A 12,925-nucleotide genomic window follows, 5' to 3' on the forward strand; every position below is an offset into this window, starting at 1 on the left:
CTTGTATGAACGCGCCCCGTGGCTGGCCTTCCGTCGATCCAGGAGGTCGTTTGCTGGCTACTGGGGCGAAGTGCTGACGGTCGCGGCCGAGGCGGCGGGCATTGCCGCACTGGTGATCGACGGCGGCGTACGCGATATCGCGGCACTTACCGCGCGGTGACGGCTTAAGCCCGCGTGTTTAAGCGATTCATGCCGCCACGCAAAAGGAAGCTGGACGCACCAGGCCCGAGATGCAGTCCTATGGTAAGGTTGCTGGCATGAGTTTACGGACTTTCAACCAGTGACGCATGGGCCGCAGCCATGTGGTGCTGGGAGAGTGATGCAGCGTGAGTGATGCGAAGCAGGATGCGCGGCGCGCGCCGCCGACTGAGAGAGTTTCAACCAGCAGGGCTTTGCGCCTGAGCGTGCCGCCAGAGGCCAGGCCTGCGCCGGTCAACGGGAAAGACTGGCTGCGGCAGAGGAAAGAGCAATTGCAGGCTGCCCGTGCCGCTGCCAGGCAAAGGCGCGATCTGCTAAGAGCCGAAATCATGTCGGCCGTGCAAGATGTTGCCCGAGAGGAACGCACTGCCGCGCGGCTGGAGGCTGAACGCCTGAAGGCGGAAGCCAAGACCGCGCGGGCCTACGCGCGGGAGGATGCACGCGCCGCCGCCAAGTTCGAGCGCGGCCAACCAACCCGCTCGGCGTCCAAACGAAAGACGCTTGCCAATGAGAAACGCAAGCTGGTTTCTTACGCTGATCTGTTGCGGATGCGTGGGTGATCCGGTCATTCCATGGGCCTTGAAACGGACGGTTAATCCGATCCGCCTGCGGGAGCTGACTATCTGACCCTTGGTCAAGGGCCACTCCCCGCCGCGGCCAGACTGCCTGATAAAGCGCGCTGCGCAACATCGCGCGATTCATGGATGGTGCGGGGGCAAACGCGATACGTGGCGTTCCATCAATTCGCCCACCCAATCGATAAACACCCTGAGCTTCACGCTGACGTGCCTGTTCGGCCGATAAACGACGTACATGGGCATGGGATCAAGGCGCCAGCTCTCCAAGACCGGCACTAGCTGGCCGCGCGCCACATATTCCCGGGCCATGTAGTGCGGTAGCCAAAGGACACCTACGCCGGCGAGACCCGCCGCGAGATAGGCATTGCCATCATCGAGCGCGGCCAGATAGCGGCCTCGGACACTGATGCTCTCGCCATCGCGTTGCATCGTAACCGGTGCGACCTTGCCGCTGCTGGCTCCCAGGAATCCGACGATGCGGTGGTGGGTGTCTTCCAGTTCGCCCGGATGCATGGGTGTGCCCGCTTGCTCGAGATAGCCGGGGGCCGCGTAGACACCGAGCCTTAGCTCGCCCACGCGGCGCGCTTGCAAGGAGGAATCGGTCAACTCCCCACCCCGCAATACGCAATCCACGTTGTCGCCAATCACGTCCACCATCCGGTCGCTGACGCCGATGTGAAGCTGGAATCGACGCTGACGCATGGCTCTACGGCTTCCAGTTTGAGATCAAGGTGATCGCCAAACTGCCTGGCCCGGTGTCCGACTAGCTGAGCGGAAGCGTTGCCACGGAAGAGGGGAGCGCCGTAGTGTAGGGGACCGGATTCGTCAGACTGCGTTTTCCGAAAGAGTTATTAGCTAATGACGTCGCCGTGCGCCCGCCCAAGAACCGGAATTAACGAGACTGCGCTGACGAGAATAGCTGGACTGCACGGCAGACGCCATTTGACGCAGATTTATTCGCTCTCCAAAGCGAAAAAAGGGGACATCGCCACCAATGCCCCTGCCACGTCAGAAGATATGTTTGATGCCGGCAACCACGCCGGTCTGGTTGACACCTGGCGCTACGGTTGAAGCGGTCGCGGCACGTCGACGTTAGATGCCAAGCCTTGCCAACCTAGTCGTCCCGGCTAAGAACGTGTGTCACCAGACGAGCGAGCGTCGCATTGAGCAACGCACGTTCCTCCTCGGTCAGGATCTCTTGCGTGTCAGCGGCGATGTCTTTGGCCGCAACGTCGACTTTGTCATAGACGGCCTCTCCAACCGGCGTCAATCTCACCTCAACCACTCGAGCGTTGGTCGGGCGCTTATTCCTCACGGCAAATCCGCGTTGCTCAAGCTGATCAACGATGCGACTCACCACCGACTGCTCGATGATCGTCTCCTTGCATATCTCCCCGATTGTCCGGGGACCTTGGTCAAGGCACATCCCCTGTCCTTGCCAGGCTATGGCTTCTACCTGATGGCAACCGCTCATCATCCAAGGCAGGCGTCCATTGACGCCTTCGCGGGCTGGATCCAGTCGACGGCGTTGAAGACCGAGCTGATGTAGGGCCGATCCGCACTGCCAGAGCGGCCACTGCCAGCCACGCCTCAGGCGACCGCACCCGGCGGCGCATGGCGTGCCAGGAAGCGGTCCAATTGGCCAGCGAACGCCTTGCTGTCCTGCTGGGCGTACGGTGCCGGCCCGCCGGTATCAACGCCCGAACTGCGGAGTTGTTCCATCACCTCGCGCATCGTCAGGCGCTCCTGGATGTTCTCACGGCTGAACCAGCTTCCTCGCGGGTCGAGCACATAGGCGCCCTTGTCAAGGGCGGCGGCGGCAAGAACGATGTCCGCAGTAATTACGAGGTCCCCGCTGCAGACCAGTTCGACGATACGGTCATCGGCGACGTCGAAGCCCGCAGGCACTTGCAGTGACTTGATAAAGCGCGAAGGCGGCGTGCGCATGTACTGGTTGGCAACCAGCGTGACGCACACTTCGACACGTTGTGCGGCCCGGTACAGCATTTCCTTGACGACAACCGGGCAGGCGTCCGCGTCAACCAGTACTTGCATCGCGATACTTCCAATGGGGGGAGGAGCGCTCATATTACTGCCTGCGCGTCCCGTTCGTTTGTTATTCGGCCAACGCCTGGTCCGGCGGTAGCCGGCCCGAACGCACCTTCGCTTTTACTTCCCCCGCCGCTGCGCATCCCGCCAGCCCCGCGCAGCAGTGCCGAGTTCCTTTCCATTCAATACGAAATCGGGCGAGTCCAGCAGGCGGGAAATCGCCAGATCCAGAAATTCCCGCACGCGCTTCGGTTGTGCGGTGCGGCTTCCGTAATAGATGTGCAGTCCGATGTGAGCGCTCATGTGCTGGAGCAGCACAGGTACCAGTCTGCCGGCACGGATGTGCGCCGCCGCGGAGAAGTTTGCGAGTTGGCCGATCGCTTGCCCGGCGAGCACGGCCTGCAGTTCGAGTTCGGTGTCGTTGGTCGAGAATGCCGGTGACATCAGCCTGTGCTCGAGCTTGCCATCCACCGTCAAATACCAGGGCGATACCGTGCCGGTTGCGGGGTGGCGAAAAACAGCGCATCGGTGGGCGACCAGGTCGCCCAGTGTGGCGGGAACGCCGTGGCTGGCCAGGTAGGCCGGTGCAGCGCACACGATCATCTGGATCGGGAACAACTGGCGGCCGATCACGCCCTCGTTCGGCGAAATGCCAATCCTGAAGCCGACATCCATGCGATCCAATACCCAGTTGCCAATGCCGTCGTCAAGCTGGATGTCTGGCTGGATGTCGGGATACGTCCGGCAGAACTCATCGAGCACCGGCATGAGGATGGGCGCGAAAGACGACTTTGGACCGACGATGCGCAGGGGCCCGGCAATGTCGTCCTTGGCTTCTCGGGCAATGGCCAGGGCCCGGTCCAGCGCCGCGATCGCCGGCTGGGTGTTCTCGAGCAGGCGCTGTCCTTCTTCGGTAAGCGCCAGGTTGCGCGTGGTGCGGTGGAGCAGGCGAACGCCCAGATGCTGCTCCAGTTGTGCGATCGCCTGGCTGGCTGCCTGTGGCGTCACCCGCTGCGCCTGGGCGGCGCGTCGGATGCTGCCCAACTCGACCGCCTTGGCGAACATGGCGATCGCCCTGAATTCGTTGACCGGCATGGCAATCTCCCGGCTTGGAAGCCGATTATCAAGTTTTTCTTGTAACTGATGCAAACGGGAATGGCCTAGTTGGTTGAGACAGTGGTCTTTACAGTCCCGGGTATCGGACCAATTGGACGGGAGACCACCATGCACAAGCGACAACTCGGCCGTTCTGGCCTGGAAGTTTCTGCCCTGGGCTTCGGCTGCATGGGGCTGAGTTTTGGTTACGGCCCCGGACTGGAACGTGCGGCGGCGGTCCAGATGATCCGCGACGCTTTCGAGCGCGGGGTGACCTTCTTCGATACCGCAGAAGCCTACGGTGCCCTGAACGAGGAAATGGTTGGCGAAGCCTTGCAGCCGATTCGGGATCAGGTTGTCATCGCCACCAAGTTTGGCTTCAAGGACGGCGATGCCACCAAAGGCATGGACAGCCGCCCCGAGCGCATTCGCTCCGTGGTGGAAACTTCCCTCGAGCAGGGCAATTTCGGCGACTTTACGGTCGCCCGCATTACCGACATGCCTGCCTTCGACGTGCACATCGTGCCCAGTGCCGATGCGCCGACCGGCATGGGTGAACCAGGTCTGCCACCGCTTGCGCCGGCGTTCGCGAATGCCATCGCGCGGCTGACCGGCAAGCGGCAGCGCGGCCTGCCTTTTCAGCTATAGCCATACGCGGGTATCAGCGAGCCACCGCTCGGGCTCTGAGGGTGCTGACATGCTTCTTGATTTTCGTGTTCTTCTTGCCTTGCCACTCATCTGCACAGCGGTCTTCGGCGGCAACGCTCTCTCCGCGCCGCTCGTGCTCCAGGCCCAGGGCAGCTTCGCGGTCGGCGGCACTGTCGTGCGTAGCCCGGGTATCTATGAACTGGGTAAGGCTGGTCCTGACGGACAGACGCTCCATGGTGACCATGCGCGCGTGGCTTACCAGATCCCCGTGAACCCGCGCAAGCTGCCCCTGGTGATGTGGCACGGATTTGGCGAGTTTTCGAAGACGTGGGAGACCACCCCCGACGGTCGCGAAGGATTCCAGACCATCTTCCTGCGCCGCCGCTTTCCGGTGTATCTGCTGGACCAACCGCGCCGGGGCGGCGCGGGCCGAAGCACCGTCGCCGCGCGAATCGCCGCCGAACCGGATGAACAACGCTGGTTCAATATGTTCCGCCTGGGCGCATGGCCGGACTTTTACCCCGGCGTGCAGTTCTCGAAGGATCCGGAGGCACTGAACCAGTTCTTCAGGCAAATGGTGCCGGATACCGGGCCGTTGGATAACCAGGTGGCGGTCGATGCCGTATCGGCGCTCTTCCACCGTATCGGCCCCGGCATCCTGGTCACGCATTCCTACAGCGGCGGGCTGGGATGGCAAGCGGTCATGCGCAACCCGGCCATCCGCGCCGTGGTGTCTTACGAACCTGGCAGCGGCTTCGTGTTTCCGGAAGGGGAGGTGCCTGCGGCAATGCCAAGCCTCACCGGACCCTTGGCCGGCGTGGCGGTGACGATGGCGCAATTCAAGTCGCTCACGCGCATTCCGATCGTGCTCTTCTACGGCGACAACATCCCGACCCGGCCTGGCGCGGACCCAGGGCTGGACAACTGGCGCGTGCGGTTGGCGATGGCAAAGCTGTGGGTCGATGCCGTCAATCGCCATGGCGGCGACGCCAGGCTGGTTCACTTGCCGGACCTCGGGGTACGCGGGAACACGCATTTTCCGTTTTCGGACTTGAACAACCTGCAGGTGGCAGATCTGATGCAGGCGTTCTTGTCGGAGAAGGGGCTCGACTAAATAGAGCAGTCAATCCAATAGCTTATAGCTGGCAATTTTCCCTGGCGCGAGCGGCATGGGTTCCTGGACGTAGGAAGTAACCGCAAGCGCCGCCGGCGCCTCTTCACGCATGCCGGCCACCCCTCATGATCGCGCTGGCTGTGTCGACCACGGCGGCCAGGGCAAGCATGGCGATGATCACCGTGCAAGCCTGGGGCAGATGGAACAGGGACAGCTCGAAATACAGCATCTGCCCAAGTCCGCCGGCGCCGACAAAGCCAAGGATTGCCGCCACGCGGATATTCGTTTCCCAGCGGTACAGGATGTAGGCCAGGAACTGGGGCCATACGCACGGCAGCGTCCCGTACATGAAGACCAGCGCGGCAGGAGTGCCCCCTTCCATCAGCGCGCGGGCGGGTGCGCGCGGCGCATTCTCCAGCGCCTCGGCGAACAGGCGCCCGAGCACGCCCGCGGTATGCAGTGCCAGGGCGAGGGTGCCGGCAAACGGTCCGAGGCCGACTGCGAGCACGGTCAGCGCAGCCCATACCAGCTCGGGGATCGAGCGCAACAGGTTCAGTAGCAAGCGCGACAACGCGCGCAGCGCATCGCCGTAGAGCCCGGAAGCCGGTAGTGCCAGGCCAAAGCCCAGCACCGCCGCACACAGCGTGCCCACCGCGGAAACCGCGAGCGTTTCGAGCATGCTGCCAGCGGTTCTGGCCAGAAAGGCGGGTGACAGCTGCGGCGGGAAGAACGTCAGCAGGAAGCGCGCCATCTCGGCTGCAGCGTCCGCGGAAAAAAGCTGGCCCAGATCGAGCGACAGATACGCGAAGCTGCCCGAAACCGCGGCGGCCACCGCGATCAGGGTGAGCAGGCAGCGCATGCAGAATTGAGCGGCCTTGACTTTGTGCGCCATGATTCAGTCGAGCAGCTTGCGCAGGTGCGCGCTGAGCGCGTCCGCCAGCAGGACCAGCAGCAGGAACACTAGCAGGATGGTCGCGGCTTCCCCGCCGTTGAGCAGTTTCATGGCCTGGTCCATCAACTGCCCAAGTCCGCCGGCGCCAACGAAGCCCATGACCACGGAAGCCCGGATGGCACATTCCCAGCGGTAGACGGTGTACGAGACCAGCTCCTGCGCGGCATGGGGAAGCAGCCCATAGAACAGTGCCGCCAGGCGCCCGCTGCCGCTGCCAAGCAGGGCATCCACGGCGCGTTTGTCGCTGGATTCGAGGATTTCCGCATAGACCTTTGCCAGCATGCCGCCATAGGTGATGGCCAGAGCGAGCACGCCCGCCGCCGCCCCCAGGCCGAGGGCACGCACGAAGACCAGTGCCCACACCAGCTCCGGCACCCCGCGCAGCAGCAGCACCAGGGCGCGCACGCCAGCGCGCACCGCCATGCGCGGCTTGCGTCCCCGGCCGGGGCCGATGCGCGACACCGACAGGCTGCCCGTCAAGGCCACGGCCAGAGGTGTTGCGATCACAAAGGCGAGCGCAATGCCAGCGGTGGCGATCGCCAGCGTTTCCAGCGTGGCGTTGACCACAAGCCCGAGGAATCCGGGCGAAACCTCGGGGGGAAGGAAGTTGCGCACGAAGGCGCCCATCACCTTGAGGTTTCCGGTGTCGAACAAGGCTGAAGGGCTGAACCGGGACAGCTGCAACAATGGCCACAGCAGAAGCAGCGCGACCACCAGGCCGCTGGCGCGCCGCAGCGCCTGGGGATCGCGCGGGTGGGCGGTCATCGGCACGCAGGCCTGGGTCGGGTATCGCCACCGATGGCGGCGCTCGCACCCGCCGCGATGCTCATCAGGGCCTGGCTGCCCTGTACCGGTGGCGATGCGCTTTCGGAGGCATAGAGTTCGCGCAGCAGCGCGTCGGTGACGCGCTCGGCCGGCAGGTCGAAGGCGATCTCGCCCGCCTTCAGGCCGACGATGCGGGGAAACCAGCGCAGCGCCAGGTCCACTGCGTGCAGGCTGGCGACCAGGGGCACGGCGCGTGTATCCGCTTCCTTGCGCAGCTCGCCCAGGGTGAGGTTGGCCAGCACCGGGTCCATCGCCGAGACCGGCTCGTCCGCCAGGATCAGATCCGGGCGCTGGTAAAGCACGCGGGCGACGCCCACGCGCTGCAGTTGGCCGCCCGAGAGCTGGTCGCAGCGGTCGAACAGGCGGTCGGCCAGCTCAAGGCGGGCGAGCTGTTCGCCGGCACCATCGATGTCTGCCGGATAGACCAGCGACAGCAAGGATTTCCAGGCGGGCCAGATGCCCAGGCGGCCGGCAAGGATGGCGGTGATCACGCGCTGGCGCGGCGGCATCGGCGGCGCCTGGTGCACCATGCCGATGCGGCAGCGCAACTGCCGCAGGCGTGCGGCGGACACCGCCCAGGGGCTTTGCTCCAGCACCTCCACACGGCCCTCGCTTGGCCGCAGCGACGTTGCCAGCAAGCGCAGCAAGGAGGTCTTGCCGGCTCCCGACGGACCGATGACGGCGATGGGCTCGCCGCGGCCGGCCGCCAGCGTGATCTGGCTGAGCGCACGCTGTCCGTTGGCGTAGCTGATGCTGGCGGCGTCCAGGCGGAAGCTCATCAGACCGGCATCACTGGATCAGGCCCGCGGCCCGGGCTGCGGCCTCGATGCCGTCGTAGTTTTCCGGCCGGGTGGGAATGTACTTGGCGGTCCGCTGCAATGCCATGATCTCCCGGTGCTCGGGATTGGCCGGGTCAAGCCGCAGGAACGCTTCGGTCAGCTTCTTGCGCAAGGCCGGATCGAGCCCGCCGCGCACGGTCCAGTTGTAGTCGTAGTAGGGCGGTGTGACAGCAAATACCCTGACCTTGGCGGGATCCACCTTGCGTTGCTCCACCAGCTTGTCCCACACCGAGGCATTGAGCACGCCGGCGTCGGCCCTGCCGGCCTGCACAAAAGCCACCGTCGCATCGTGGGCGCCCGAATAGGCGACCGTCTTGAAGTCCTTGTCCGGGTCGATGCCCGCCTGCAGCAGGAAGTGCCGTGGCATCAGGTGGCCGGAGGTAGAGGACGGCGCGCCGAAGACGAAGGTGTGGCCTTTGAGGTTGGCCAGTGACTTGATCGCGCTGTCGGCGGTGATGAACTTGCTGGTGAACGCGGCATCTTCCTGGCGCTGGACGATGGGGATGGTGGCTCCCTTCGTCCGGATCTTGCTCTGCACATAGGTAAAGCCGCCCAGCCACGCCATGTCGATCTTGCCGGTGGCCAGCGCTTCGACCACCGCAGCGTAGTCCGTGACGGGCACGAACTTCACCTTCATGCCGGTTTCCTTCTCCAGGTAGTTGCCAAGCGGCGCGAACTTGCGCTGCAGTTCGGTGGGGGACTCGTCGGGAATGGCCGAGACCTTCAGGACAGCCTGGGCACTGGCGAGGCCGGCAAAGCCCAGCAGGGTCAGCGCGGCAAGGCGCTTAAGCAACGGCAACACGGGCGGCACCTTGCGTCATTTCTCCGATCACGGCAGCGTCTGCGAAGCCTTCCCGGCTAAAGATCTCCAGGATCTCGTCCACGGCTTCCGGTGCGCACGACACCAGCAAGCCGCCGCTGGTCTGGGGATCGGTCAGCAGTGCCTGCTGGCTTGGCGTGACCGACGTGGACAGGTCCACCTCGCTGCCGTAGCTGACCCAGTTGCGCCCCGATGCGCCGGTCACCAGCCCTTCGGCGGCCATGCGCTCGACCCGCGGCAGCAGTGGAATCCGCCCCATGTCCAGCCGCGCGCCGACGCCCGCGCCACGACACAGCTCCAGCAGGTGGCCGAGCAGGCCGAAGCCGGTCACGTCGGTCAGCGCGTGGACAGCCGGCAATTCGGCCAGCAGTCGGCCGGGCGTGTTGAGTTTGGTGGTGCAGGCAATCAGTTCCTGATAGCCAGCCGCGTCGAGCTTGTCCTTCTTCACCGCGGCGGACAACACGCCCACGCCCAACGGCTTGCCGAGGATCAGCTTGTCACCCGCCTTGGCGCCGCTGTTCTTCTTGACCCGGTTCGGGTGCACCAGACCAAGGACCACCAGCCCGTAGATCGGCTCAAGGGAATCGATGGTGTGGCCGCCCGCGACCGGGATGCCCGCCTGGGCGCAGATCGATTCGCCGCCTTCGAGGATCTTGCCGATGACCTCGGGCGGCAGCTTTTCGATGGGCATGCCGACCAGCGCCAGCGCCATGATCGGGGTTCCGCCCATGGCATAGACGTCGGAGATGGCGTTGGTGGCGGCGATACGCCCGAAATCGTACGGATCGTCCACCACCGGCATGAAGAAGTCCGTGGTGGCGATCAGGGCCTGGCTCTCATTGAGCTGGTAGACCGCCGCGTCGTCGCTGGTTTCCTTGCCGACCAGCAGGGCTGCCGGAGCAGGGAAGCCGACCGAATTCCTGAGGATTTCAGAAAGCACACCGGGGGCGATCTTGCACCCACACCCGCCGCCGTGGGAAAAGGCGGTGAGCTTGATCTTTGCGTTGTCTGGCTGGTCCACTGCGGGGCTCCGAGTCATTCTGGTTTCAAGGCGTCGGCGACAAGTTTACTCACTTCCGCCCGTTCCCGCGCCGGCGCGAACAGCGGCGCGCGAATTGCGCATTGCTGCCGCAGGCGGTCCAGGAACCCGGCATCCCGGCTGGTGCGTTCCAGCACCAGTGCCAATTGCGCGGCGTCACCCAACGGAAAATAGCCTTCGTAATCACGGCCCAGCATGCCGACGTTGCCCGGGATGCGGCTGGCCAGCACCGGCACGCTACTGGCGACGGCCTCGATGATCACGTTGGCGCCGCCTTCCATGGCGCTGGAGATCACCATGGCCTGTGCTTTCCGGATGTGCTGCAGGGTTTCGTCATGGGGCAGGTTTCCCAGCCAGACATAGCGCCGCACACCGGGCCAGGCTCGTGCTTCCAGCGCCAGGGCTTCCTGCTGATAGGCGTCATCCAGCGCGCCGCCGATGTGGATCAGGCGCACGCGCGAATCGTCGGGAAGCAGCGAGAGCGCGCGCATGGGCGTCAGCGGGTCTTTTTCCGCCCGCATGTGGCCGACCAGCACGACCTCGAAGTGATTCTGGCGGGGCGCCGCGGGCGCGCATGCCGGGGCAGACTGGTAGATCACCCGGCACCGGGCGCGATGCGCGGCCGCCAGTTCGGCCAGCCCTTCGTCCTGCAGCACCACCAGGTGGGTGGCGAGTTCGAGCGAGCGCTGGGCCGATGCATCGGTGCGGATGTCGCGGTACAGATCGGTGCCGGTCAGCACGACGATCAGCGCACGATCCGGACAAGCCTCGGCGAACCTGGCGATGGACTCGGCCGAGCGTCGGGCGTGCAGGGCGATGAGGCAATCGGGCAGGGCGCCGCCCGGGCTGGCCGTCGACCATTCAGCGGCCAGCGTGACATCGTAGTCCCCCTGCAGGAACCGGGCCCAGCGATTGGCGGTTTGCCAGTTGCCATTGTTGGCTTTGCGCAGCGCTGGACTGATAATCGCGACGGTGGCCTTGGGAGGACGCATGACGACAGGTTCTGAGGGGGCGGCAGCAAGAAGGATAAACAAGTTCGAGCTGGATGCGGCGTTTGCCGATGCGCACCGGCGCACCTGGGCCGTGCTTGAAGAGCTGTCGCCGTCCCAATGGCAGGTTCCGTATGACGCGGGAATCAATCCGCCCTTGTGGGAGTATGCCCATATCGCCTGGTTCACGGAGCAATGGGTGCTGCGGGAGCCACGTGCCGGCCAGGACGGCTGCTGGGTGGCCAGCCTCCCGTCCATGCTGCCGGACGCCGACCGCCTCTTCGATTCCATGCGCGTCGCCCACCGGGACCGATGGCATCTTACGCTGCCCCGGCTCTCCGAGATTCGCGACTACGCAGCCGCCGTGCTGGAGCAAGTTCGCGCCAGGCTCGCCACATCGGACGATACGGACGCGGCGCTCTATTTTTTCCGGCTCGCCTTGTTCCACGAAGACATGCATGCGGAGGCGCTGACCTATATGCGCCAGACCCTCGATTATCCGCTGCATGCCCCGCTCGGCATGCCTTCCATTGCGCCAGGCGCCGGCGCGGCAGCCGCGGGCGGCGGCACGTTCCAGATGGGGTTGCCCAGCGGGGCCGACGGGTTCGTCTTCGACAACGAGAAGTGGTCCCACCCGGTCCCCATCGCCCCGTTCCGCATCGATCGCACTTGCGTCAGCAATGCCGCATTTGCGGAGTTTGTGGCCGCCGGCGGCTACCGCGACCGTCAATGGTGGTCCGACGACGGACGCGCATGGCTGCAACAGAGCAGGCTGGCGCATCCGGTGCGCTGGCGCCGGACAGCCGGCGGCGCCCCGGGGCAATGGGCGTTGCGCTGGTTCGGGCAGTGGGTGCCGCTGCCGCTCGAGCAGCCGGTGTGTCATATCAATGCCTACGAGGCGGAAGCCTATTGCCGCTGGGCCGGCAAGCGCTTGCCCACGGAAGCCGAATGGGAGTATGCGGCAACGCATGACCTGATCCGCTGGGGTAGCGCCGTGTGGGAATGGACGGCAGATCCTTTCGTGCCCTATGCAGGGTTCTCGCCCGACCCCTACCAGGAATATTCCGCCCCCTGGTTTCACACGCATCGCTCGGTTCGCGGCGGATCGTTCGCCACCCATGCCCGCATGCAACATCCTCGCTACCGGAACTTCTACCTGCCGCACCGCAGCGACCTCTTCGTCGGATTCCGCTGCTGCGGTTGAGGAAGGGGGGCGTCGTCAGGTGATATCTACTATACGGCTGACAACGACCTGACGATTGCCGGCTATCGAGCGATGAACCAAGCGGTGGCGACGAGCGAGTTCATGTTCGATATCAGCGGCTACCAGACCACGTTCGTGGCGAGCGCCGCGCTGTTGCTCGTGGCAGCGTTCCCTTGCCCTCCAGGGCGGCGAAGGATAGCGTGGGCAGGATAGCCGTCCCACTGCCGCCCATGCCGAATATCGGTTTCACTGCTCATCGGCCGAGAGTAAAATTCCGGCCATGCAACGCATCCAGGCCTTCAAGTACAAACTGATGCCGACCGGCGAACAGCAGCGCCAAATGCGCCGCTTCGCTGGCTCGTGTTCTTGTAGGCTTTTTCGAGGTCTTTGAGCGCATGTTGCAGCGGATGGACGGGCGCATCCTTCAGCCAAGCCGTCCCCAAGCAGTTGCGCCACGCCGTCAGATGCCGTGACAGGAGCGCGCCATGTCCGAAGCACTTCGCTACTCGCTTTGCCGATTCTTCATCGCCTGCTGCCTGGGTATCGCAGCTTGCGGAGGGGGCGGGGGAGACGGG

General features: G+C 64.7%; 15 protein-coding genes and 3 pseudogenes. 8 read left to right on the plus strand and 10 right to left on the minus strand.

The annotated features are described in order from the left end of the window. Position 1: 1 nt before the first annotated feature. Entirely contained in the window at positions 2–160 is a 159-nt protein-coding gene (locus AC3WON_RS22380; protein WP_492318095.1) for an RraA family protein, read from the plus strand. Between the two features lie 166 nt (positions 161–326). Then, on the plus strand, positions 327–758 hold the full coding sequence (locus AC3WON_RS22385; protein WP_492340470.1) for a hypothetical protein: 432 nt from the start codon (positions 327–329) through the stop codon (positions 756–758). Positions 759–896: 138 nt separating this feature from the next. On the opposite strand, the pseudogene AC3WON_RS22390 reads toward AC3WON_RS22385, so the two are convergent. Further along, positions 897–1,460, minus strand: a pseudogene (locus AC3WON_RS22390) (LysR substrate-binding domain-containing protein); the annotation flags it as partial. Between the two features lie 258 nt (positions 1,461–1,718). Between AC3WON_RS22390 and AC3WON_RS22395 the strand changes: the two are divergent. Then, entirely contained in the window at positions 1,719–1,847 is a 129-nt protein-coding gene (locus AC3WON_RS22395; protein WP_492318093.1) for a hypothetical protein, read from the plus strand. Between the two features lie 43 nt (positions 1,848–1,890). On the opposite strand, the gene AC3WON_RS22400 is transcribed toward AC3WON_RS22395, so the two are convergent. The 3 genes from AC3WON_RS22400 to AC3WON_RS22410 form a co-directional block, all read right to left on the minus strand. Continuing rightward, positions 1,891–2,253, minus strand: coding sequence for a MarR family winged helix-turn-helix transcriptional regulator (locus AC3WON_RS22400; protein ID WP_492352788.1), 363 nt, complete (start codon positions 2,251–2,253; stop codon positions 1,891–1,893). Between the two features lie 113 nt (positions 2,254–2,366). Then, the gene (locus AC3WON_RS22405; protein ID WP_492352789.1) at positions 2,367–2,831 is read right to left on the minus strand and encodes a YaiI/YqxD family protein; all 465 of its coding nucleotides are present in this window, start codon (positions 2,829–2,831) and stop codon (positions 2,367–2,369) included. 114 nt (positions 2,832–2,945) lie between these two features. Next, entirely contained in the window at positions 2,946–3,920 is a 975-nt protein-coding gene (locus tag AC3WON_RS22410; RefSeq protein ID WP_492352790.1) for a LysR family transcriptional regulator, read from the minus strand. A 129-nt stretch (positions 3,921–4,049) separates the two neighbouring features. Here AC3WON_RS22410 and AC3WON_RS22415 point away from each other — a divergent pair. From AC3WON_RS22415 to AC3WON_RS22425, 3 genes and pseudogenes are all read left to right on the plus strand, one after another. Continuing rightward, a pseudogene (locus AC3WON_RS22415) lies at positions 4,050–4,379 on the plus strand (aldo/keto reductase); the annotation flags it as partial. Continuing rightward, positions 4,371–4,568: pseudogene (locus AC3WON_RS22420) on the plus strand (hypothetical protein); the annotation flags it as partial. The pseudogenes AC3WON_RS22415 and AC3WON_RS22420, both read left to right, overlap by 9 nt. 49 nt (positions 4,569–4,617) lie before the next feature. Continuing rightward, entirely contained in the window at positions 4,618–5,682 is a 1,065-nt protein-coding gene (locus AC3WON_RS22425) for an alpha/beta hydrolase (RefSeq protein WP_492352791.1), read from the plus strand. Between the two features lie 103 nt (positions 5,683–5,785). Here the strand turns inward: AC3WON_RS22425 and phnE are convergent, their stop codons facing one another. Genes phnE through senB form a run of 6 tightly spaced genes read right to left on the minus strand, consistent with a single transcriptional unit; the run spans position 5,786 to position 11,149 of the window. After that, complete coding sequence (gene phnE / locus AC3WON_RS22430; RefSeq protein ID WP_492318083.1) at positions 5,786–6,574, minus strand: phosphonate ABC transporter, permease protein PhnE; 789 nt, start codon at positions 6,572–6,574, stop codon at positions 5,786–5,788. A 3-nt stretch (positions 6,575–6,577) separates the two neighbouring features. Next, positions 6,578–7,399: a PhnE/PtxC family ABC transporter permease gene (locus tag AC3WON_RS22435; protein ID WP_492318082.1), complete on the minus strand. Its 822-nt coding sequence runs from the start codon at positions 7,397–7,399 to the stop codon at positions 6,578–6,580. Further along, positions 7,396–8,238 (minus strand): phosphonate ABC transporter ATP-binding protein, encoded by an 843-nt coding sequence (locus AC3WON_RS22440; protein WP_492318081.1) that lies wholly within the window; start codon positions 8,236–8,238, stop codon positions 7,396–7,398. Before AC3WON_RS22440 ends, AC3WON_RS22435 begins: the two co-directional genes overlap by 4 nt. Positions 8,239–8,248: 10 nt before the next feature. Continuing rightward, on the minus strand, positions 8,249–9,100 hold the full coding sequence (locus AC3WON_RS22445; RefSeq protein ID WP_492318080.1) for a putative selenate ABC transporter substrate-binding protein: 852 nt from the start codon (positions 9,098–9,100) through the stop codon (positions 8,249–8,251). Next, entirely contained in the window at positions 9,084–10,157 is a 1,074-nt protein-coding gene (gene selD / locus AC3WON_RS22450) for a selenide, water dikinase SelD (RefSeq protein ID WP_492318079.1), read from the minus strand. Before selD ends, AC3WON_RS22445 begins: the two co-directional genes overlap by 17 nt. After that, the gene (gene senB, locus AC3WON_RS22455) at positions 10,154–11,149 is read right to left on the minus strand and encodes a selenoneine biosynthesis selenosugar synthase SenB (RefSeq protein WP_492352792.1); all 996 of its coding nucleotides are present in this window, start codon (positions 11,147–11,149) and stop codon (positions 10,154–10,156) included. Before senB ends, selD begins: the two co-directional genes overlap by 4 nt. Here senB and senA point away from each other — a divergent pair. Next, on the plus strand, positions 11,148–12,350 hold the full coding sequence (gene senA, locus AC3WON_RS22460) for a selenoneine synthase SenA (protein WP_492352793.1): 1,203 nt from the start codon (positions 11,148–11,150) through the stop codon (positions 12,348–12,350). The genes senB and senA overlap by 2 nt on opposite strands. Positions 12,351–12,663: 313 nt before the next feature. Then, positions 12,664–12,741, plus strand: a complete 78-nt coding sequence (locus tag AC3WON_RS22465) for a hypothetical protein (protein ID WP_492352796.1) — start codon at positions 12,664–12,666, stop codon at positions 12,739–12,741. The last annotated feature ends 184 nt before the right edge of the window (positions 12,742–12,925 follow it).

It is taken from the genome of Cupriavidus sp. FW305-46 (assembly GCF_058787075.1).